The sequence below is a fragment of the Streptosporangium sp. NPDC000396 genome (genome assembly GCF_042898655.1).
In the GTDB taxonomy this organism is placed as follows: domain Bacteria; phylum Actinomycetota; class Actinomycetes; order Streptosporangiales; family Streptosporangiaceae; genus Streptosporangium.
In genome coordinates this window covers 1-21609 of record NZ_JBIAZA010000025.1, presented here as the reverse complement: position 1 = coordinate 21609, position 21609 = coordinate 1, and the positions used below count along the sequence as shown (strand labels likewise).

Sequence of the window (21609 nt, the reverse complement as noted above, 5' to 3'; positions counted from 1 at the left end):
AACGCCGGGACGTCACATTCTTCTGATCTTCAGGTAACGCTTGATGTCGGGAATCGACTGGTAGACCATCACCGCGACCCCTATCAGGACGGCCCCGACGACCAGGTTTCTCAGCATGTTCGTTCCTCCTCATGGCCCGCGGTGGCAGGCACCGTCGTGATTTGTTCCTCGATCAGTTCGAGGACCAGGTCCGCCGCCCTGCCGACGGCGTCGGCGACCGGCACGCTCAGCTCCATGCCGGGCGACATGTCGGCGGGTTCGCAGCCGACGAGCAGGACCCGGCAGGTTTCACCGCCGAGCGTGCCCGCCAGTGACAGCACGGCCTCGGGCGTCATGGCGTGAGCGTCGAGGAAGGTCACCGGGCACTCCTCCGGTGACGGCTCCAGCACGTAGAGGGTGCCGGGCGGCTCACCACGCGACGTGGCGTCGAGGAGAATCGCCAGGTCGTAACCACCGCCGGTCAGCTCGTAGGCGAGGTGGACGCCACGGATGCCGAAGTCGGTCACCACGACCTCTCCCGGAAGGTCCGTTCCCGCCAGACGCCTGGCCACCGCGACCCCGAAGCCGTCGTCGCCGAGAAAGACGTTCCCGACCCCCGCGACGAGGATCCTCATGCGAGAGTCCCCTCTGCTCCGGATCCGTCCAGCGGCTCGACCTCGTCCGGGGCGAAGTAGAGGAAGCGCCCGTGGGATCGGTGCAGGTCGGCCCCCGGGTCGTCCTCCAGGGTGACGGCCAGGTGCCGTACCCCGTCGACGTCGAGGAGCACGGCCTCCACCTGGGCGGTCCTGCCGGTCAGGAACATGTCGTGGGCGTCGGCGCGCCGTCCTCCGGGAGCCAGCCGGACCCGGCTGCCCTTCGCGACCGTCACCCCGGAGATGATCACGCTGTCGGTTTCCGGTGACACCCCGGGATCGGCCCCCGGATCCCACCACGGCGTGGTGGTCTCCCCCGCGGGCGCGTCTATGTAGCGGATCACACCGTGGAGCCGCTCTATCATCTCGGGCGGCATGTCGCCGACCATGTCGATGAGCTGGGCCGCCCGCGGGTCGGTCGCCCGTGCCTGCCGCGTCTCCTCCTCGGTGAGGGTGAGCGTGCGCAGGTGGAGTATCTCGTCGATCTCGGTGGCGTCGAACAGGTCACCCGGGCTCTCCGGCGCGATGTCCGGGTAGTCGTACAGGATGATCGGTGACGACAGCACCACGTCGCGGTGGCCGGGCTCGCCGACGAGGACGGGCCAGGTGTGCTGGTTCCGGCAGGTCTCCGCGATCGGCCGCGCCCACTCCGGTGGATCGGTGAGGGAGACGAAGGCTCCTCCGGTGACTCCGATGAGCAGGTGCGCCGAGATCAGCGATCGCCGTAGTGCCCGCTCGCGCGGTGCGTCCGGCTCGTCCCAGCCGGTGACGTTCTCCACCTGGACACGCAGCCGGATGAGACCGTACGGCCCCGCCGTCCGCTCGGCCTCCACCTTCATGACCGCGCGCAACGGCAGATGCTCGGAGACGACGCGCCCCTGCCGCTCACCGGTCGGCGCCAGGATCGGCTCCTCCGACCGGTCTCCGGGGATGTGCACCTCGACCGTCTGGGCGGCGTCGAGCAGGGCGGCGATGGGAAGGACGGCCTTCGCCTCGCGCTCGGTCGCCTCGTCGAAGGTGAGGTGGCTCCGCCCGCCGCTCGTCAGCTCCTCGACCTGCCGGTAGCCGCCGTCCTCGGCCCGTTCGACGCTTCTGGCCCTGACGTGCAGGAAGCGCAGGCACACGTGCACCACGGCGGCGTCGGCCCGTTCGAGAAGGCATTCGGTCACGCTTGCGGAGGGTTCGGCCGTGGCGGCGAACCCCGGCGGCACGAGCACTCCGAACTGCCAGCGCACCCGGTTCTTGGCGGCCGAGGCCCGGTAGGGGTAGAGCAGGTAACCCTCGTACAGCACCGCGTCGGCCACCCTCCGGGCGATCTCCATCGGCACGGTCATCCGAGCGCCTCCTTGAGGAGTAGTTCCACGGCTTCGTCCCACGTCGCCAGGGCGCGCCCGGACTTGAACCGGTGCAGGGACCGCAGCGTGTCCCGGCTCAGCCGAAGCCATCCGGTCTGCGGGAAGTAACGGTCCATCAGCTCCCGCCACACGGCCACCGGCAACCTGTGGCGGGCTTCGCAGTGCCAGGGCACCTGCCCCACCGCGAAGCCGCCCTCCGTCCTGGCGAACACGGTGCCGCTGAAGAGCATGAGCAGGGGGATCTCGCCGTCGTCGAGCGCGGCGAAGTATTTGCCCGCGGCCACCTCAAGGTCGTAGCTGCACGGCACGGGCAGGTCGACCTCGGTGCTTCCCTCGAAGGCGGGAACCATGATCGAGACGTTGGCGAACTGCAGGGGTTTCAGCGTGTCGCCCCACCGGGAGGGGTCGCCGAACAGGTCACCGAGCAGGTCCGCCTCTTCGGGGCCGTACCGCCTGAGATGCGGTTCCACCCGGATCTGGCACCGTAGCGCGATGGCGTGCACCCCGTTCGGGGACGGTTCGGTGACGCGCAACCGGAAGACCATCGTCGGGAAGGCCGCATGCGGCTCCGCCCGCGCGCCCACACAGTCGAAGCCAAGCTCACCGGCCATCATGCTCCTCTCGGAGCGGTACGGCATGCCCGCGCTCACGCAGGTCGGCGAAGAAGCCGTCGATGGCCTGCCATGCCTCCTGGCCGCCGTCGAAGCCCTTCCAGTGCGTCCGGACCAGGCCGACGAGCCGGTAGCAGGCGTCGACCGGGACGAGATGGCAGGCGCACCCGTCTCCGCGGCGGTCGATGAGCAGCGCCTCGACGTCGGGCAGGGCGCCGGCCAGCGCCGGGTTGGCCGCCAGGACCCGCTCCCAGGTCTCCAGCGGGAGCTCGGACTGGGTGGCCCCGCCGGGGCTCGGGTAGAAGGCGACCGTACGGCCGAGCGCGGAGTTGCGGAAGAAGAACGCCATGCGCACCGGGATCTGCAGCTCGTCCCAGTCGGCCGCGTTCAGCCGGAACGACGGATCGTACAGGTGACGCTTCGGAACCGCCCGATAGCGCCCTCGAACGGTCTCATCCTGAGCGAACAGCGGATGGCAGGCACGGCAGGCGCACAGAAGCGCCCGGCTTTCGAGGTCGACCACGTGGCCGTGGTCTTCGCCGATCGGCTCCGCGCACATCCCGCACCGTTCCACATCCGCCCTGCGCGGTTCGCGAAAGCGGCGCAGCCCGATGCCCGCCTTCCGGGACTCGCGGAACCGGCGTAGCCCGGTAGCCGTCACGAGACCCCCTCCGGCACGGGACACGGGCCGGGCGGGCGGTGCTGGATCTGCAACAGCGACGTCTGATCGCCCGTCACGCCTTCCACGTCCACCCGGGACACCTCGGGCGCGGCCTGGACGACGGCACGTTCGATGGCGTCGGTGACGGTGAGCTGTGAGGAGGGGCATCCGTGGCAGGTGCCCCGCAGGCGTAGCCGCGCGACCCCGCCCTCGTCCACATCGAGCAGCTCCACATCCCCTTCGTGGGCGCCGAGATAGGGCCGGATGTCCTCCAGCGCCGCGCGCACCCGCTCCTCGGTGCTCAGCGGGTGCAGGTCGTGCAGCACCAGCAGCGCCGCGACCAGGTCATCGGCGGCCATGCGGTGCAGCACCTCGGCCGCCTCGGCCTCGGTGACGATCTCCATGACCCGCTCCAGGCCCGCGCCGTACAACTCGACCAGGACGCGCACCAGCTCCTCGGCCGCGCCCCGCGCCACCGGGCCGCCGAGCCCGGCCAGTTCATCGATCAGCGCCTCGACCCGATCACCGGTCACCTGAACGTCGGTGGTTCCTGCCATCTGACTCCACCCCCGTCAAGCGCCGAACGCGTGGGGGGTGTGCAGCGTGCGGAGTTCCTTACCGCCACCCAGATACATGTGCACCCCGCACGGCAGACACGGATCGAAACTCCGCACCGTGCGCATGATGTCGATCCCCTTGAACGCCTCCGGCGGGTTCTCCTCGAAAATCGGCGTGTTCTGCACCGCGTCCTCATACGGGCCCGGAGTGCCATGCACATCCCGCACACTGGCGTTCCACGGCGTCGGCGGATACGGGTGATAATTCGCGATCTTCCCGTCCCGGATCACCATGTGATGCGACAACACCCCTCGCACCGCCTCGGTGAACCCACACCCGATCGCCTCCTCCGGCACGGTGAACGGCGCCCAGGTCTGCGTCCGCCCGGCCCGCACCTCCCCCAGCGCCTGCTCGACGAAATACACCGCGCACGCCGCGGCGTAGGCCTGGAAATACGACCGGGCCCGGTTACGCTCCAGCGCGTTGGACAGCAGTTCCCCATCGCGTTCGGGGATCTTCCACTCCAGAGTGGTCTCCGGCTTCGTGGCGGTCTTGGGCAGATTGATCTGCACGCTGTGCCCGGTGGCCCGGACATACCCGATGTCCACCCGCCCCGACAGCGCCGTCGACCACAGCCGGGCGATCGGCCCGCCCCCGGTGTCCAACGCCAGCAGCTGCTGCCCGTCGTGCCAGCGCGGCGACATCACCCAGCTGTAGTTCCCGGCGAAGTCCCGCTTCTGCGGCCGCGGAATGGTGTGCTGGTTCCACGGGTGGCGCGCATCCACCGGATTACCCAGCGGATCATGGGTGACGAACGGCTCGGCCCCGGCGGTCACCCAGTCGTCGTAGTAGGAGCTGCCCAGCAGGATCCGGATGCCCAGGTTGATGTCCACCAGGTCATCGGTCACCAGCCGGCCGTCCACCACCACTCCGGGGGAGACGAACATCTGCCGACCCCACTGGCTCATCGTGTCGTAGCGGAAGTCGCAGTGCGCCGGGTCGTTGAAGCTGCCCCAGCAGCCCAGCAGCACCCGGCGCCGGCCTACCTGCTCATAGCCCGGCAGCGCCTCATAGAAGAAGTCGAACAGGTCATCGTGCATCGGCACGACCCGCTTGAGGAACTCCACATACCGCATCAGCCGAGACAGGTAGTCGGTGAACAGCTGCACCGTGGCCACCGTGCCCACCCCGCCCGGATACAGCGTGGACGGGTGCACATGCCGGCCCTCCATCAGGCAGAACATCTCCCGGGTCAGCCGGGACATCTGCAGCGCCTCCCGGTAGAAGTCGCCCTCCAGCGGGTTCAGCGAGCGCATGATGTCGCCGATCGTGGCGTACCCGTGCGCGTCGGCGTGCGGCGCCGCGGTGCGGGTGGCCTGCTCCCACACCCCCGGGTTGGTGGCGCGCACCATCTTCTCGCAGTAGTCCACCCCGACCAGGTTCTCCTGGTAGATGTTGTGGTCGAACATGTACTCGGCGGCCTCACCCAGATTGATGATCCACTCGCCCAGCGCGGGCGGCCGCACCCCGTAGGCCATGTTCTGCGTGTACACCGAGCAGGTGGCGTGGTTGTCCCCGCAGATCCCGCAGATCCGGCTGGTGATGAAATGCGCATCCCGCGGGTCCTTGCCCTTCATGAAGATGCTGTACCCGCGGAAGATCGACGAGGTGCTGTAACACTCCGCCACCCGCCGACCCTTGAAATCGATCTTGCAGTAGATGCCCAGGCTGCCCACGATCCGGGTGATCGGATCCCAGGCCATCTCCACCAGATCCCCGCCGGCGGCCCCAGCGGCCCCCGACCGCGACGTGCTCGTCATCGCACCCTCACCATTTCCCCCGCTTGCCCTGCCACTGTCCCGCCCGCCCTTGCCCCTGCCGTTTCCGTGCCTGCGCCGTGCCCCCGGCCGATGTTCCTGAAGGTCACCAGGGGGCCCGGTAACCGGTCAGCAACTCCCGGCCCCGCGCCCGCCACTTCGGCTCCCGATCCACCGTCTTGAGCGTGATCCCCCGCAACGCCCGCACCAGCGCCCCATACGCGCCACTGGCCGTCGCCGACACCCGCGCCCCCGGCGGCTCGTCCATGAACGGCATGAACTTGTCCGGAAACCCCGGCATCGTGCACGCGATACAGATCCCGCCCACGTTCGGGCACCCTCCGACCCCGTTGATCCACCCCCGCTTGGGCACGTTGCACTTCACCACCGGCCCCCAGCAGCCGATCTTCACCAGACACGTCGGCGACCCGTACTCGGTCGCGAACTGCCCCTGCTCGTAATACCCCGCCCGGTCGCAGCCCTCATGCACCGTCTGCCCGAACAGCCACGTCGGCCGCAACGCCTCATCCAGCGGAATCATCGGCGCCTGCCCGGCCACCTGGTACAACACATACAAGATCGTCTCCGACAGGTTGTCCGGCTGGATCGGACACCCCGGCACGTTCACGATCGGCAGCCCCGCCTTCGACCGCCAGTCCCACCCCAGGTAATCGGCCACCCCCATCGCCCCGGTCGGATTGCCCGCCATCGCGTGAATCCCGCCATAGGTCGCGCACGTCCCCGCCGCGATCACCGCAGTTGCCTTCGGCGCCAGCCGATCCAGCCACTCACTGGTCGTCATCGGCTGCCCGGTGGCCGGGTCATTGCCGAATCCGCACCAATACCCCTCCTGCTTGATCGCCTCGTTCGGGATCGACCCCTCCACCACCAGCACGAACGGGTCCAGCTCCCCCCGATCGGCCTTGAAGAACCACTCGATGAACACATCCGCGCCCTGCATCGGCCCCGACTCGAAATCGATCAGCGGCCAGTGCACCGCCACCCGCGGCAGCCCGGGCAGCGCGCCCAGCACGATCTCCTCGATACTCGGCTGTGTCGCCGCGGTCAGCGCGACCGAGTCCCCGTCACAGCTCAGCCCCGCGTTGATCCACAGAATGTGAACGACCGGCTCCTCCCGCGCTTCCGGCGCGCCACCGGCCGGCCCTGCCGGAGTTTTCATGCCGCCTCCCCGGTCCTCGACGTCGACGGATCGTGATCGGTGTAGAGGGCCTCCCGCGTGGTGCGCGTCATAACGTGTCCCTTCTCCTGCGAAAGCGACGGCCGGTCATCCGGCGTGATGGGGCTGTGAGGAGGGGATCGCTCCGAGCGCGTGCTGGGTGAGTTCCCACAGCACGTGGTAGAGCGTCGTCTGGGCTTCCTGGATCCGGTGCACCGACGACGACGGGATGACGAACAGGTAGTCGAGCAGGTCGAGCTCGGCCAGCCGTCCTCCCTGGTCTCCGGCCAGGCCGATGGTGAGCATGCCCCGGCGCGCCGCCTCCTCGAACGCCTGGATGACGTTGGCGGATCCTCCGCTCGTGGACAGGCCGATGGCCATGTCGCCACGCCGTCCCAGCGCCGCGAGCTGGCGGGCGAAGACGACCTCGAAGCCCACGTCGTTGGAGAGCGCGGTCACCACGGCGACGTCGCTGGTCAAGGAGAGCGCGGGCAGGGACAGGCCGTAGGCCGGATGCAGGAAGGTGGTGGCCACCTCCTGCGCGTCGGTGGAGCTGCCCCCGTTGCCGAAGGCGAACAGCCGGCCACCGGAGGCGAACCGGATGGCCATCTCCTCGGCGCACTCCGCGAGCGCGTCCGCCGACGCCTCGGCCACCTGCCGGCGCAGCCGTACGATCTCGGCGGCTTTTTCCTCGGTGGACCGGCAGGCCTCCTTCAGGACCGAGTCGAGGTCGGCCTGGCCCTCGTAGAGGAAGGGATACAGCTCGCTCATGTCCCCGGGCCGCGGTTCGTCAACCATGCCTGTCGCCGTTCTTCTTTGTGATCACGGCGAGGGCCTCCTTGGCGTGCACCAGGACGGTGTCGCCCGCCTCCGCGTCGACCAGTGCCACGCTCACCTCTTCGGTGACGCCGTCGGCGTCGACGAGGGCCAGGTCCCGGTAAACCAGCCGGATCACGGTCACCGGCACGGCCTCGTCGGAACAGGTGACGCATGTGTCGGCGTTACAGCCCGTGGGCTCGGTCATCCGATTGTCTCCTTGCCAAGCAGGCCGGGCTGGTCGATGAACACGTGCACCAGCTCCCACAGGATGTGGTAGGCGGTGACGTGGATCTCCTTCACCACGGCGGGGTCGTCCGAGGCGGCGATCAGGACATGGTCGGCCGCCTGGTTCCGCGCGACGGCACCTCCGTCGCCGCCGACCAGGGCGAGGGTGAACAGGCCCAGGTTCTTGGCCGTCTCCAGACCGTGCAGGACATTGACGCACCCGCCGTCGCGGGAAATCCCGAGCGCCATGTCCGGTGGATCCGCCCATTGGCGAAGCTGGTGGGCGAAGGTCTCGGCGAGTCCTTCGCGGTTGCCCACCCCGCTGACCGTCGCCGCGTCGTTGCTCAGCGCCACCGCGGGCAACGCCCTTTTGCCCACGATGACCGGGTGCATGAATTCGACCGCTATGTGCGCCGCGTCCGTGCCGCAGCCGCCGTTACCGAAGACGATCAGCTTTCCGCCCCGGTGGAACCGGGCGGCCATGGCCTGGCACGCCCGCGCGATCCGCGCGGAGTCCCCCGCGAGAGCACGGCCAGCGGAATCTCGTCTGGTGAGGGCCTCGCTGACGGCTAGTTGCATGGGCGATGTGACTGGCATGTGGACGCTCCGTTATTTACGGTAGTCATTAGGTTACGGTGAGTGTTCGTGGAATCTACACCTTCGCCGCCACAAACCGGAGTAAAGGTATGATCATTGACGTAACCTTCTCTTCCAGATCATGCGTGCTCGCGACCGGCAGCCCGTAAGGCGCGGCGAAGATGACCTCATGAGCACCGGACCTACGCGGGCTGAGACCCGGACCCGGATCAGGATCCGAGTCGAAGGGATCGTGCAGGGGGTGGGTTTCCGTCCTCACGTCCATTCCCTGGCCCGGCGACTGGCCCTGTCGGGATGGGTGGGCAACGACGGCCAGGGCGTGTTCATCGAAGCCGAAGGCACCGCCGAGGGCGTCGCGCGTTTCCAGGAGGACCTGCGGGATCACGCGCCACCGCTGGCGGTGATCCACCGGATCACCGCCAGCGCGATACCGGCGCGCGGCGATCAGGGGTTCCACATCGCCGGCAGCCGTGCGGGAAGCGAGCGGGTGACGCTGATCTCCCCCGATGTCGCGACGTGCGCCGACTGCCTGGCCGAGCTGTTCGACCCGGCCGACCGGCGATACCGCCACGCCTTCATCAACTGCACCAACTGCGGGCCGAGGTTCACCGTCGTCCGGGACGTTCCCTATGACCGACCGGCCACGACGATGGCCGCGTTCGCCATGTGCGAGAGATGCGCGGAGGAATATCTCGATCCGCAGGACCGGAGGTTCCACGCCCAGCCGATCTCCTGCCCGGCCTGCGGCCCGGCCCTGCGACTGCTCGGCGCCCACGGCGACGCCTGCGGCGGTGCCGGCAGTCGTGCCGGCGGCGATCCGATCGGGCTCGCGGCCGAACTGCTGGGATCGGGCGGCGTTCTGGCCGTCAAAGGCCTCGGGGGCTACCACCTGGCGGTCGACGCGGGCGACGAGGACGCCGCACGGACTCTGCGATCACGCAAGCACCGCGAGGACAAGCCGTTCGCCGTCATGGTCGCCGATCTCGACGCCGCGCGAGCGCTCTGCGAGCTGGGCCGCGACGCCGAGCGGCTGCTCACCTCCCCCCGCCGGCCGATCGTGCTGCTGCCCCGCCGCCCCGGCGCCCCGATAGCCGAGGCCGTGGCCCCGGGCGACCGGCGCCTGGGCATCATGCTGCCGTACACGCCCGTGCATCATCTGCTCTCCAGGCAGTTCGCCCGGCCGTACGTGCTCACCAGCGGGAACCGTTCCGATGAGCCCATCGCCTACCAGGATCACGATGCGTTCGCCCGGCTTTCCGATATCGCGGACTGTTTCCTCACCCATGACCGTCCGATCCACATCCGCACCGACGACTCGGTGATCATCCCGATGGGAGGGCGCGAGCTCCCCCTGCGGAGATCGCGGGGATACGCCCCCGAGCCCCTGCGGCTCTCCCGTCCCGTACGGCGAGCCGTACTCGCGTGCGGTGCGGAGCTGAAGAGCACCTTCTGCCTGGCGAAGGGGCACCACGCCTTCGTCTCCCACCACATCGGCGATCTTGAGAACTACGAGACGCTGCGCTCCTTCACCGAGGGGATCGACCATTTCCGGCGCCTGTTCGACATCACGCCGCAGGTCGTCGCGCACGATCTCCATCCTGAGTACCTGTCCACCAAGTACGCCCGAGAGACCGACGGGGTGGATCTGGTCGGGGTCCAGCACCACCACGCGCACATCGCCTCCTGTCTGGCCGACAACGACGAGGCCGGGCCCGTCATCGGAGTGGCCTTCGACGGCCTCGGTTACGGCACCGACGGCACCTTCTGGGGCGGCGAGTTGCTCGTGGCCGACCTCAACGGGTTCACCCGCGCCGGTTGCCTGGCTCCGGTGCCGCTGCCCGGCGGCACGGCGGCGATCAGGCAGCCCTGGCGGATGGCCGCCGCGCACCTGGACGCCGCCTACGACGGGGCGCCCCCGGACGATCTGCCGGTGAGGTCCCGTCAGCACCGGCTCTGGGACGACGTGGTGGCCGTGGCCAGGTCCGGGGTGAACTCCCCCCTCACCTCCAGCGCCGGCCGGCTGTTCGACGCCGTCGCGGCGCTCATCGGGCTCCATGACACCGTCAACTACGAGGGGCAGGCCGCGATCGCGCTGGAGCAGCGGGCCGATCCCGCCGAGAGATCCGCCTACTCGGCCGGTTTCCTCGACGAGGCCGGACTGCTGCTGATCCAGACCGGTGACCTCGTCAGAGCCGTCGTCGACGACCTGCGCGGCCGGACCGATCCGGCGACCATCGCCGCCCGCTTCCACAACGGGCTCGCCGCCGTCACCGCCGCGAGCTGCGTACGGCTGCGCGCGGACACCGGCATCGGCACGGTCGCCCTGTCCGGTGGCGTCTTCCAGAACCGGCTGCTGACCGACGGCCTCGTCCAGGCGCTTCAGCGTCACGGCTTCCGGGTCCTGACCCACCACCGCGTTCCGCCCAACGACGGCGGCATCAGTCTCGGCCAGGCCGCCGTGGCCGCCGCACGCGACCTCCTCTCCTCCTTCCGGACCAACGCCCCCTGAGGTTCCGCCGTCCCCTGAAGGACGGGGCGTCCACGCGCCATGCGTTTCGCGCGGACCCGCGACGTCTGCGGGCTTCCGCTCCCGGTGATCTTCCGGTTATCTTCAGCCCGTGGACAGCACGGCAACATTCCCTTGCGCCCCGATCGAAGGAGAAAGACCTTGACGGCAGCCGACCTCTGGATCCGCTGCTTCCACCCGTCGCCACGGAGCGACGTCCAGGTGGTCTGCTTCCCTCACGCGGGAGGGTCCGCGAGTTACTATCGTCCGCTGTCCGGGGCCCTGTCACCGTCGGCGGAGATGCTCGCCGTGCAGTACCCCGGCAGGCAGGACCGCTACAACGAGCCGCCGGTCACCGACATCCACCTCCTCGCCGACCAGATCGCGGACGTGCTGGGGCGGCCGGGCGATCGGCCACGGGCGTTCTTCGGGCACAGCATGGGAGCCACCGTGGCCTTCGAGGTCGCCAGGCGCCTCACCTCCGGGGCGCCGATCGTGCTGTTCGCGTCGGGACGGCGCGCGCCCTCCTCGAACCGCCATGAGACCAGGCACCTGCTCGGCGACGACGAGCTGGTAACCGTGCTCGACGAACTGAGCGGGACGGATGCCGCGGTGCTGGAGGACAAAGATCTCCGGGAGCTGGTGCTCCCGGTGGTGCGCAGCGACTACCGGGCGATCGAGACCTACCGGTATACCGGCGGCCCGCCACTCGACTGCCCGATCGTCGCGTTCACCGGCGACGCCGACCCGATGACGAGCCTTGAGGAGGCACGGGCGTGGAGTGAGCACACCAGGGCGGGCTTCGAGCTCCGTGTCTTCCCGGGTGGCCACTTCTTCGTCGGCGACGACCAGGCGGCCGTGGCCCAGGCGATACTCGAAGCGCTGAGGAAGGTTCACGCATGACGTCGCTGCTGGCCATCAGTGACCTGCACATCGGATACCGGGAGAACCGGCGGATCGTCGAGGAGCTGCGGCCCGTCTCCGGCTCCGACTGGCTGCTGGTCGCCGGAGACGTCTCCGAGAAGGTCGCCGACGTCGAGTGGGCGTTGCGCCTGCTCAGCGAGCGCTTCGAGAAGGTGGTGTGGGCGCCGGGCAACCACGAGCTGTGGACCCACCCCAGCGACCCGGTCCAGCTCCGCGGCGAAGAACGCTATCGGCATCTGGTGAAGATCTGCGGCGACCTCGGAGTGGTCACCCCCGAGGATCCCTACCCGGTGTGGGACGGGCCGGGCGGGCCGGTCACCGTCGCCCCGTTGTTCGTGCTGTACGACTACACCTTCCGCGTGCCCGGCGTCGCGACGGAGGAGGAGGCCCTCGCCCTGGCCTACGAGAAGGGGGTGGTCTGCACCGACGAGATGTTCCTCCATCCCGACCCCCACCCCTCCCGCGCCGCCTGGTGCCGGGCCAGGATCGCCGAGACCGAACTCCGGCTGGCGGCCCGTCCCCGGGACATCCCCACCGTGCTCGTCAACCACTATCCGCTGGTCCGCGAGCCGACCCTGGTTCTCCGCCACCCGGAGTTCGCGATCTGGTGCGGCACCGAGCGGACCGCCGACTGGCACGTGCGTTTCGACGCCCGCGCGGTCGTCTACGGCCACCTGCACATTCCCCGGACGACCTGGCACGACGGCGTGCGCTTCGAGGAGGTCTCCGTGGGCTATCCCCGCGAGTGGCGGTCCCGCCCCACGCCGCCGGGCCGTCCTCGTCAGATCCTTCCCGCGCCATGATCGAGAAGATCCTTCCCTCCTGGGTCGCGAGCGTGGAGGCGTTCTACGACCCACCCGATGCCGTGCTGCTGCCGGAAGAGGAGATCGTCGTCGCCCAGGCGGTGGACAAGCGGAGAAACGAGTTCACCACCGCCCGCCACTGCGCCCGCCAGGCTCTGGCCCGGCTCGGGCTGCCGCCGGTGCCGATCCTGCCCGGCGAGCGCGGCGCCCCCGTATGGCCCGACGGGGTGACGGGTGCCATCACCCACTGCGCCGGATACCGGGCCGCCGCCGTCTCCCTGAAGGCCCTCACCGTCGGCATCGACGCCGAGCCTCACGAACCGCTCCCCGAAGGCATCCTGTCGGCCATCGCCCTCGACCAGGAGCAGGCCGCACTGGCGAGACTCGGCGGGCGGATCCACTGGGACCGGCTGCTGTTCAGCGCCAAGGAAAGCGTCTACAAGGCGTGGTTCCCCCTGGCCCGCCGCTGGCTCGACTTCGAGGAGGCCCTCATCACCCTCGACCCTTCCGGGACCTTCACCGCCCGCCTCCTCGTCCCCGGTCCTCACGTCGCGGGGCAGCGGCTGACCGGATTCGCCGGACGCTGGCTCGTCGCCGACGGCCTGGTGGTGACCGCCATCACGCTCCCGGACAGATAGCCCTGCTCACCGCGCACGGCGCGGAGTCCGCGACGGCCGCCGCCACCTCGAAGTTCCGGGCGACCAGGTTGATGCGCAGGGCACGCAGGATCTGGGGTTCGTCGTCGACGACAAGGACGCTCGTCATGTCCGCACTCTTGAGGAGATGGGCAGTGTGAGAGTCATGGTGAGGCCTCCCCCTGGCGTCTCCTCCGGCAGCAGTGTGCCTCCCATCGCCTCCGCGAGCCCCCGGGAGAGCGCGAGGCCCAGTCCGACGCCCGAGTGGTTGTCACGATCGCCCAGCCGCTGGAACGGCAAGAAGACGCGGTCGTACGCCTCGCGTGGAATACCCGGGCCGCGGTCGATGACGCGGGTCTCGACATGGTCGCCGTACCAGCTCGCGGTGATGAGGACCTTCTCCCCGGCCGGGCTGTAGCGCACGGCGTTGGACATCACGTTGACCAGAATCCGCTCGGTCAGCGCCGGGTCGGCGAGGACCTCGGGCAGGTCCGGCGATATGTCGCCCTCGATGCGGTCCCGGAGCGGGCCGAGCTCGTCGATCGAGCGCGGGATGATCTCTTCGAGCGCGACCGGCTGCGGGGTGAGGCCGAGCACGCCGGCCTGCAGGCGGCTCATGTCGAGCAGGTTGGCGACCAGCCGGTCGAGTTTGGTCAGCGACTCGGCCGCCGTGGCCAGCAGCTCCTCCCTGTCCTCCGCGCTCCACTCGATATCGGTGCTGCGCAGGCTGTCGACGGCGAGCCTGGCCGAGGCGAGCGGGGTGCGCAGGTCATGGCTCACCGCGGCGAGCAACGCCGTACGCATCTTGTCGGCCTCGGCCAGCGGCCTGGCCTGCTCGGCCTCCTCCTCCAGCCGATCCTGCCGCAGGGCCACGGCCGCCTCCGCGGCGAACGCCTCCAGAACCCGGCGGTCCGCCGCGTCGAGCAGCCGCCCGCGTGCGGCGAGCACCAGATCGCCGTCGATCACCACGTCGGTGTCGGCGGCTCCCGGACAGGTGCAGGGGGGACCACCGGCGATGGCGACGATCCGCCACGCCCCGGGATCCGACTGGTCGTCCGGCGCGGGTTCACCGATCCGCTCCAGCAGCGTGACCGAGGTCAGGCCGAAGGTCTCCCGCAGCCTGGCCAGCAGCGAGGGCAACGCGTGCTCCCCGCGCAGCACGTGCCCGGCCAGCGTGGACAGCACCTCGGCGTCGGCGCCGGCGCGAGCCGCCTCCCTCGTGCGCCGTGCCGCCAGGTCCACGACGGCGCTCACCAGGACGGCCACCAGCACGTAGACGCTCAGCGCGAGCAGGTTCTGCGGGTCGGAGATCGTGAACCGCTCGACCGGCGGGGTGAAGAAGTAGTTGAGCAGAAGGAAGCCGAGCACGGCCGCGGTGACCGCGGGCCACATGCCGCCCACCAGCGCGACGCCGACGACCATGAGGAGGAACAGCAGGATCCCGCCGGGCAGTGCCAGGCCGTTCCTGAACGGGACCAGCACGGCGGTGAGCACGGGGAGGCCGAGCAGCGCCATCGCCCACCCCGCGAGCCGTCTCGTGCGGGTGAGCGCGGCCCCCGGCCGGACGCGCCGCGTGCCCTTGCTGACCTCGGCATGGGTGATCATGTGGACGTCGATCGACCCGGACAGCGCGGTGGTGGTCACGCCGACGCCCGGGGAGAACAGCTGCGCGAGCCGGCCGCGCCGGGACGCGCCCAGCACCAGCTGGGTGGCGTTCACCCCGCCGGCGAAGTCGAGCAGCGCGCGCGGCACGTTCTCTCCCACCACCTGGTGGTAGGTGCCGCCCAGGCTCTCCACCAGCGTTCGCTGGCGCGCCAGGTTGGCCGGGTCGGCCTCGGCCAGGCCGTCGGAACGGGTCACGTGCACCGCCAGCAGGTCGGCGCCCTTGGTCCTGGCCGCGATCCTGGCCGCCCGCCGTATCAGCGTGTCTCCCTCGGGGCCGCCCGTCAGCGCCACCACCACGCGCTCGCGCGCCTCCCAGGTGCCCTCGATGCCGTGGTCGGCGCGGTACTGGTCGAGCTGCTCGTCGACCTTCTCCGCGAGCCAGAGCAGGGCCAGCTCCCGCAGGGCCGTCAGGTTGCCCACACGGAAGTAGTTCGACAGGGCCGCGTCGATCTTTTCCGGGGCGTAGATGTTGCCGTGGGCCATCCGGCGGCGCAACCCGTCCGGCGGCATGTCCACCAGCTGCACCGCGTCCGCGCGCCGTACCACCTCGTCGGGCACGGTCTCGCGCTGCGGCACCCCGGTGATCTGCTGGACGACGTCGTTGAGTGACTCCAGGTGCTGGATGTTGACGGTGGAGATGACGTCGATCCCGGCGTCGAGGATCTCCTCGATGTCCTGCCACCGCTTGGGATTGCGCGAACCGGGCACGTTGGTGTGCGCCAGCTCGTCGATCAGCGCCACCTTCGGCTTGCGCGCGATGACCGCGTCCACGTCGAGTTCCGTGAAGCTCGTCCCGCGGTAGGGCATGGTCTTGCGTGGGACGGTCTCCAGACCCTCCAGCAGCGCGGCGGTGCGGGCACGGCCATGAGTCTCGACGAAGCCCACGACCACGTCGGTGCCCCGCGACAGCCTCCGGTGCCCCTCTTCGAGCATCGCGAAGGTCTTGCCGACGCCGGGAGCCGCGCCCAGGTAGACGCGCAGTTGCCCGCGTCCCCCGCCCATCGGCCGCTCACCACTTTCCATCCTGCTCCGCGGGCCGTTCCGCTCGTCGCGCTCGGCCCCTCTCAACTCCGATCATCTCCTGTCCGGGGAGGGAGCGAGCCGCCGAGGCGGGCATAAGGGGTGCCCGACCCGCTCGGAGCACACGCGCCGGAGGGAGACGGGGCCTGCCCGGCCCGGCATGCGGCGCCGCCCGGCTCCGACGACTCCGGGCCTCATTCCGAAACGCCCGTATCAGGCGACGCCCTCCGCCGGGACCGCTCACCCGAATTCAACGCGATCGGCCGGCTCGCTTTTTCATTTCATCAAATCGACAAAACAAGTGTCTTTCTTTTTGTTTTTTTGATAAACTACATACACAAATGGGGAAATGGCGACAGGAGTCTCAAGAGGGCCACTGCCAAGCAGTTGTCAGCCCATACAGGACACGAAGACCCGAACGTCACCCCACACCGACCAGAAGGCGACAATCCAGCGCCCACGGGGCTCGCGGCACGGAAAACCGGTTGACGAGAGCTTTATTCTTATCGTGTCCCGCACCGATAGTAAAATAAATCGACTAAATCCAGTGAGGAGTGTGCTGCCTGCTGATGCCCCCTGATACCACCGCCTCCGGGCGAGATGCCGACACCCGTCAGTCCTCGATTCCACACCCGCCCCGCGCCGGCAGGATGAATTCGCTGTGGCGAATGAGGTCCTACCTGCGCCCCTATGTCACACGCCTGATCCTGATCTGGATACCCGCCTTCGGCGGGATCGCGATCGGCATCGTCATCCCGTTGATCAGCAAGGAGATCATCGACGGCCCCGTCGCCCGAGGCGACGCCGCGGCCATCCTTCCCCTCGCGCTGCTCGCCCTGGCGCTGGGCGTGATCGAGGCACTGCTCACCTTCCTGCGCCGATGGTTCTGGGGTGACGCCGTCCTCGGCATGGAAGCCACGATCCGCGACGATCTCTACGGGCACCTGCAGCGACTGCCGATGGGATTCCACGGCGCCTGGCAGTCCGGCCAGTTGTTGTCCCGGGCGACGACCGACCTCTCGGCGATCCGGAGGTTCCTCGGCTTCGGCATGTTCTTCCTCGTTCTGACGACCGTCCAGATCGTGACGGTGACCGCGTTGCTGCTGCGGATGTACTGGCCGCTCGGCCTGCTGGTCGCCCTGTCGGTGGTGCCGATCATGATCACCTCGCTGCGCTTCGAGCGGGGCTACATCGCCGTCTCCCGCCAGGTCCAGGACGAGCAGGGCGACCTCGCCACCGTGATCGAGGAGTCCGCGGTCGGCATCCGCACGATCAAGGCCTTCGGCCGCGCCCGGCACGTCTTCGACAACTTCGACGAAGGGGCCCTCAAGGTCTACCGGACCTCGATGGAGAAGGTACGGCTGTCAGCCAGGTTCTTCACCTTCCTTGAGGTGATCCCGAACATCACCCTCGCCGTCGTCCTGCTGCTCGGCGCGCTCGCGGTCGGCTCGGGCTCCCTGACACTGGGCACGCTGGTGGCCTTCACCACGCTGATGCTGCAGCTGGTGTGGCCCATCTCGGCCCTCGGCTTCATCCTCGTGACCGGCCAGGAGGCGATGACCGCCGCGGACCGGGTGATGGAGGTGCTCGACACCGAGCCGGAGATCACCGGGGGCACCGCCGTGATCGAGCGGCCGCGCGGGCACCTGCGATTCGAGGGCGTCGGGTTCCGCTTCCCCGGCGCCGCCGAACCGGTGCTCCACGATGTCTGGCTGGAGGTGCGGCCGGGAGAGACGGTCGCGGTCGTGGGCGCCACGGGTTCGGGCAAGACCACGCTGACGGCCCTCGTCCCCCGGCTGTACGACGTCAGCGCGGGCCGGATCACGATCGACGGGCACGACGTGCGCGACCTGTCGTTGCCGGCGCTCCGCTCGATGGTCGCCACGGCCTTCGAGGATCCGACCCTGTTCTCGATGAGCGTCAGGGAGAACCTCACGCTCGGGCGGCACGACGCCACCGAGGAGGAGATCGAGGCCGCGATCCAGGTCGCTCAGGCCGGGTTCGTCCATCAGCTGCCATGGGGGCTCGAGACCAGGATCGGCGAGCAGGGGATGTCCCTGTCCGGCGGTCAGCGCCAGCGCCTGGCCCTGGCACGCGCGGTTCTCAGCAGGCCGAAGATCCTCGTGCTGGACGACACCCTCTCAGCCCTGGACGTCGAGACCGAGGCCCTGGTGGAGGAGGCTCTCCGGCACGTGTTGCGGGACGCCACGGGGATCGTCGTGGCGCACCGGGCCTCCACCGTCCTGCTCGCCGACAAGGTCGCCCTGCTGGTCGACGGCACGATCGCGCACGTCGGCCGTCATCAGGAGCTGATGGCGACCGTGCCGGAGTATCGCGCGCTGCTCTCCGCCGACCTCGACGGCACCGACCTCGAAGGCACCGGTCTCGAAGGCCTCGGCCCCGACGGCATCGATCTTGACAGCGCCGGCCTTGACGACTCCGATCTTGACAGCACTGATCTTGACAGCACGGATCTGGGCGGCTCCGATCTGGGGAGCGAGGGGGCACTGCGATGAGCCAGACCACGACGCAAGACTGGCGCGGCGTCGCCGCCGAAGATCAGGACGAGCTTTCGGAGCAGGTGTCGTTCCTGCTCCGCACCCGGTCCAGGCGACTGCTCGGCGAGTTGCTGCGGCCGTACCGCAAGGAGATCTTCCTGCTCGTCGCGATCATCGTGATCTGCAACGCCGCCTCCCTCGCCATCCCTTATCTGATCAAGGTGGGCATCGACACCGGCATCCCTCCGATGGTCGCCGGTGAGGGGTCGGCCACACTGGTGACGATCGTCGGGGCGGTGCTGGTGGCGGCGGCCGTCCAGGCGGCGACCCGGCAGGTCTTCCTCAGGATGGCGGGCCGGATCGGTCAGAGCATCCTGCTGGAACTGCGGCGGCGGGTCTTCACCCACTTCCAGAGGTTGTCGCTGTCGTTCCACGACGGCTACACCTCGGGCCGGGTCGTCGCCCGCCTCACCTCCGACATCGAGGCCATCTCCGAGATGCTGGAGTCGGGATTCGACGGCCTCGTCACGGCGGTGCTGACGCTGACCGGCACCGCGGTCCTGCTCCTCGTCATGGACGTCCACCTCGGCCTGGTGGCTCTGCTGCCGATACCGGTCCTGCTGCTTTTCACCCGCTGGTTCCGGCGGCAGTCGAGCCTGACCTACCGCAGGACCCGAGAGACCGTGGCACTGGTGATCGTCCATTTCGTGGAGTCGATGACCGGCATACGGGCGGTCCAGGCGTTCCGCAGGGAGCCTCGCAACCAGGAGATCTTCTCCCGGCTCAACGACGACTACCGGGCCGCGAACGTACGGGGCATGCGCCTGGTCGCGGTCTTCATGCCGGGCATCAAGCTGATCGGGAACGTCACGATCGCCCTCGTCCTGCTCTACGGCGGCTGGCTGGCCATAGACGGCGACGTCACGGTGGGCGTGCTCGCCGCGTTCCTGCTCTACCTGCGCCAGTTCTACGAGCCCATGCAGGAGATCAGCCAATTTTATAACACCTTCCAGTCCGCGGGAGCCGCACTGGAGAAGCTCTCCGGCGTGCTGGAGGAGAGGCCGGCGGTGGCCGAGCCTCGCGATCCCGTACGGCTGGAGCACCCCCGCGGGCAGGTGCGGTTCGAAGAGGTGGAGTTCTCCTACCTGGACGGCACCCCGGTGCTGTCCCGGATGGATCTGACGATCCCGGCGGGACAGAGCGTGGCGCTGGTCGGCACCACCGGGGCCGGGAAGACCACGCTGGCGAAGCTGGTGTCCAGGTTCTACGACCCCGTGGCCGGTCGCGTGCTGCTGGACGGGGTCGACCTGCGCGATCTCGGTGAGGACGCGCTGCGTGCCGCGGTGGTCATGGTGACGCAGGAGAACTTCCTGTTCACCGGCTCGGTCGCCGACAACATCAGATTCGGCCGGCCCGGCGCGACCATGGCCGAGATCGTCGAGGCCTCCCGGTCCATCGGCGCCCACGGCTTCATCTCGGCACTCCCCGAAGGGTACGACACCCAGGTCGGCAAGCACGGTGGCCGGCTGTCGGCGGGGCAGCGGCAGCTCGTGGCGTTCGCACGAGCCTTCCTGGCCGATCCGGCGGTGTTGATCCTCGACGAGGCGACCTCCAGCCTTGACGTCCCCGGCGAGCGGCTGGTGCAGCGGGCGATGCGGACGATCCTCGCGGACCGGACCGCTCTGATCATCGCTCATCGGCTGTCGACCATCGAGATCGCCGACCGGGTGCTCGTGATGGACAGCGGCAGGGTCGTCGAGGACGGCCCGCCGGATCGGCTCATCGCGCAGGCGGGCCGCTTCGCCGGCCTGCATCGGGCATGGCTGGACAGCATCTCGGACCACCCGGGCGTGCGCGAGTAGAGGATCAGGAGTTCCGGGCGGACCGGACGCGCGGGCGAATCCGCACCGGCGGCCGCGGGAAGGTCCCGCCCGGATCTCGAAGTGCGTCGCATCCCCTGAGGTGGGGTGTTGCGACGGCCACCAGAACGGAAGCTCTCATGGGTTAGGGGCGTTGCGGTGCCGGTGTTTCCTTCACCGCGGACCGTATGGGCAGGGGGCAGCTCTCGCCCCGTTCGATGTAGCGCACGCGGTCGGACAGGCCGCGGCGCTCGACCTCGCCGCGGAAGTCCGCCAGCGGCGAGGTGAAGGCCTCGTAGTCGTCGTAGTGCACCGGTATGGCATACCGAGGACCGGTGAAGGCCAGCCATTCGGCGCCCTGCCTGCCGTCCATGGTCACCATCATCAGGCCGAGGATCATGGTGCCGCCCAGATGGACGATGCCGACGTCGATGTCGGGGAAACGCTCCGGGATCGGGGCCAGGCAGCCATCCATCAGGGTGTCGCCGCTTATGTACAGGCGCAGGTCGACCCGGCCGTCCTGATGGCCGAACTCCAGCATGCTGCCCATCACCGGGGGCAGCAGCACCTGAGCCGCCCCTGGGGCGTGGCGGGCGGGCAGGGACGTGATCCGCAGGGTACGGCCGTCGCGGTGGAACAACCGGTCCTGCCACGTGCTCAGCCCCATGGCCCTGCCGAAGCCCTGGCGCCTCAGCCGGCGCGCCGCGTGGCGCGTCGTCACGATCGGCACGGCCCTGTCCAGGCCCCGGCGGGCCGTACGGTCCCAGTGGTCTCCGTGCATGTGCGACAGCACCACGACGTCGAGGGTCGGGAGCTCGTCGACACCGATCGCCGGCTCGGTGCGGCGCCGGGTGGTCAGGCCGTACCCGAGGTAGGCGTGCTGTCCACGATGGAGGAAGTTGGGATCGGTGAGCACCGCGAACCCGTTATAACGGATCAGCGTGGTGGCGTTGCCGACAAAGAACACGCCGTAGTCGCCGAAATCGACCATCATGGGCCTCCACCTGGTGCGGCATCCCGTCTGGCCCCCGGCCGCCTCCGGACGCTCACTCGACTACAGCGTTTCATGCGCGCGAGATCGGCTCCCGCCGGACCGGTCGTTGTGGTGACCGCTTTACCCGGTCCACCCGGCCGGACGGCTCCCATGAGGGTCGGCGTCCGGTCCGGGTGGCCGGTCCGAGTGGCTGGTTCGGGTGGCCGGTCCGGGTAGACGGCCGGTCGGTCACCGGCCCGGTCGGGTCTGGCTG

Annotated in this window: 20 protein-coding genes; 6 read left to right on the top strand and 14 right to left on the bottom strand. The window is 69.3% G+C overall.

The genetic code is table 11. The features are described 5' to 3' along the window. Positions 1 to 12: 12 nt before the first annotated feature. The 11 genes from ACFY2X_RS33235 to ACFY2X_RS33185 all read right to left on the bottom strand — a co-directional run bounded on the left by ACFY2X_RS33235 (position 13) and on the right by ACFY2X_RS33185 (position 8452). Complete coding sequence (locus tag ACFY2X_RS33235; RefSeq protein WP_389946377.1) at positions 13 to 117, bottom strand: DUF6893 family small protein; 105 nt, start codon at positions 115 to 117, stop codon at positions 13 to 15. Beyond that, positions 111 to 614, bottom strand: coding sequence for a hydrogenase maturation protease (locus ACFY2X_RS33230; RefSeq protein WP_389946374.1), 504 nt, complete (start codon positions 612 to 614; stop codon positions 111 to 113). Before ACFY2X_RS33230 ends, ACFY2X_RS33235 begins: the two co-directional genes overlap by 7 nt. Next, positions 611 to 1966 (bottom strand): hypothetical protein, encoded by a 1356-nt coding sequence (locus ACFY2X_RS33225; protein WP_389946371.1) that lies wholly within the window; start codon positions 1964 to 1966, stop codon positions 611 to 613. The genes ACFY2X_RS33230 and ACFY2X_RS33225 overlap by 4 nt, the downstream gene beginning before the upstream one ends. Further along, positions 1963 to 2598 carry a DUF6084 family protein gene (locus tag ACFY2X_RS33220; RefSeq protein ID WP_389946368.1) on the bottom strand — a complete coding sequence of 212 codons (636 nt, stop codon included), beginning with the start codon at positions 2596 to 2598 and terminating at the stop codon, positions 1963 to 1965. The genes ACFY2X_RS33225 and ACFY2X_RS33220 overlap by 4 nt, the downstream gene beginning before the upstream one ends. Continuing rightward, positions 2588 to 3259 carry a DUF5947 family protein gene (locus tag ACFY2X_RS33215; protein WP_389946365.1) on the bottom strand — a complete coding sequence of 224 codons (672 nt, stop codon included), beginning with the start codon at positions 3257 to 3259 and terminating at the stop codon, positions 2588 to 2590. Before ACFY2X_RS33215 ends, ACFY2X_RS33220 begins: the two co-directional genes overlap by 11 nt. Further along, a complete protein-coding gene (locus ACFY2X_RS33210) occupies positions 3256 to 3816 on the bottom strand; it encodes a NifU family protein (protein ID WP_389946362.1) in 561 nt (186 codons plus the stop codon). The genes ACFY2X_RS33215 and ACFY2X_RS33210 overlap by 4 nt, the downstream gene beginning before the upstream one ends. A 15-nt stretch (positions 3817 to 3831) precedes the next feature. Continuing rightward, positions 3832 to 5637: a nickel-dependent hydrogenase large subunit gene (locus ACFY2X_RS33205; RefSeq protein WP_389946359.1), complete on the bottom strand. Its 1806-nt coding sequence runs from the start codon at positions 5635 to 5637 to the stop codon at positions 3832 to 3834. 103 nt (positions 5638 to 5740) lie between these two features. After that, positions 5741 to 6814 (bottom strand): hydrogenase expression protein HypE, encoded by a 1074-nt coding sequence (locus ACFY2X_RS33200; RefSeq protein WP_389946356.1) that lies wholly within the window; start codon positions 6812 to 6814, stop codon positions 5741 to 5743. Between the two features lie 105 nt (positions 6815 to 6919). Continuing rightward, the gene (locus ACFY2X_RS33195) at positions 6920 to 7609 is read right to left on the bottom strand and encodes an SIS domain-containing protein (RefSeq protein ID WP_389946353.1); all 690 of its coding nucleotides are present in this window, start codon (positions 7607 to 7609) and stop codon (positions 6920 to 6922) included. Beyond that, positions 7602 to 7835, bottom strand: a complete 234-nt coding sequence (locus tag ACFY2X_RS33190; RefSeq protein ID WP_389946350.1) for a HypC/HybG/HupF family hydrogenase formation chaperone — start codon at positions 7833 to 7835, stop codon at positions 7602 to 7604. The genes ACFY2X_RS33195 and ACFY2X_RS33190 overlap by 8 nt, the downstream gene beginning before the upstream one ends. Beyond that, positions 7832 to 8452, bottom strand: a complete 621-nt coding sequence (locus ACFY2X_RS33185; protein ID WP_389946347.1) for an SIS domain-containing protein — start codon at positions 8450 to 8452, stop codon at positions 7832 to 7834. The genes ACFY2X_RS33190 and ACFY2X_RS33185 overlap by 4 nt, the downstream gene beginning before the upstream one ends. A gap of 169 nt (positions 8453 to 8621) precedes the next feature. On the opposite strand from ACFY2X_RS33185, the gene hypF reads away from it, so the two are divergent. The 4 genes from hypF (at position 8622) to ACFY2X_RS33165 (ending at position 13323) form a co-directional block, all read left to right on the top strand. Beyond that, on the top strand, positions 8622 to 10961 hold the full coding sequence (hypF, locus tag ACFY2X_RS33180; RefSeq protein ID WP_389946344.1) for a carbamoyltransferase HypF: 2340 nt from the start codon (positions 8622 to 8624) through the stop codon (positions 10959 to 10961). A gap of 159 nt (positions 10962 to 11120) precedes the next feature. Next, complete coding sequence (locus ACFY2X_RS33175; protein WP_389946341.1) at positions 11121 to 11861, top strand: thioesterase II family protein; 741 nt, start codon at positions 11121 to 11123, stop codon at positions 11859 to 11861. Further along, on the top strand, positions 11858 to 12685 hold the full coding sequence (locus ACFY2X_RS33170; RefSeq protein ID WP_389946338.1) for a metallophosphoesterase family protein: 828 nt from the start codon (positions 11858 to 11860) through the stop codon (positions 12683 to 12685). Before ACFY2X_RS33175 ends, ACFY2X_RS33170 begins: the two co-directional genes overlap by 4 nt. Next, positions 12682 to 13323 carry a 4'-phosphopantetheinyl transferase gene (locus tag ACFY2X_RS33165; protein WP_389946335.1) on the top strand — a complete coding sequence of 214 codons (642 nt, stop codon included), beginning with the start codon at positions 12682 to 12684 and terminating at the stop codon, positions 13321 to 13323. The genes ACFY2X_RS33170 and ACFY2X_RS33165 overlap by 4 nt, the downstream gene beginning before the upstream one ends. Here the strand turns inward: ACFY2X_RS33165 and ACFY2X_RS33160 are convergent. Together ACFY2X_RS33160 and ACFY2X_RS33155 are read right to left on the bottom strand one after the other, a co-directional pair. Continuing rightward, the gene (locus tag ACFY2X_RS33160) at positions 13304 to 13450 is read right to left on the bottom strand and encodes a hypothetical protein (protein ID WP_389946333.1); all 147 of its coding nucleotides are present in this window, start codon (positions 13448 to 13450) and stop codon (positions 13304 to 13306) included. The two genes, ACFY2X_RS33165 and ACFY2X_RS33160, sit on opposite strands and share 20 nt — an antisense overlap. Beyond that, positions 13447 to 15987: a DUF4118 domain-containing protein gene (locus tag ACFY2X_RS33155; protein WP_389946330.1), complete on the bottom strand. Its 2541-nt coding sequence runs from the start codon at positions 15985 to 15987 to the stop codon at positions 13447 to 13449. Before ACFY2X_RS33155 ends, ACFY2X_RS33160 begins: the two co-directional genes overlap by 4 nt. A gap of 686 nt (positions 15988 to 16673) precedes the next feature. Between ACFY2X_RS33155 and ACFY2X_RS33150 the strand changes: the two genes are divergently transcribed. Beyond that, positions 16674 to 18521, top strand: a complete 1848-nt coding sequence (locus ACFY2X_RS33150) for an ABC transporter ATP-binding protein (RefSeq protein ID WP_389946327.1) — start codon at positions 16674 to 16676, stop codon at positions 18519 to 18521. After that, positions 18518 to 20365, top strand: a complete 1848-nt coding sequence (locus tag ACFY2X_RS33145) for an ABC transporter ATP-binding protein (RefSeq protein ID WP_389946324.1) — start codon at positions 18518 to 18520, stop codon at positions 20363 to 20365. Before ACFY2X_RS33150 ends, ACFY2X_RS33145 begins: the two co-directional genes overlap by 4 nt. A 142-nt stretch (positions 20366 to 20507) precedes the next feature. Here ACFY2X_RS33145 and ACFY2X_RS33140 read toward each other — a convergent pair whose 3' ends face one another. After that, positions 20508 to 21356, bottom strand: coding sequence for an MBL fold metallo-hydrolase (locus ACFY2X_RS33140; protein WP_389946321.1), 849 nt, complete (start codon positions 21354 to 21356; stop codon positions 20508 to 20510). Positions 21357 to 21609 lie beyond the last annotated feature (253 nt).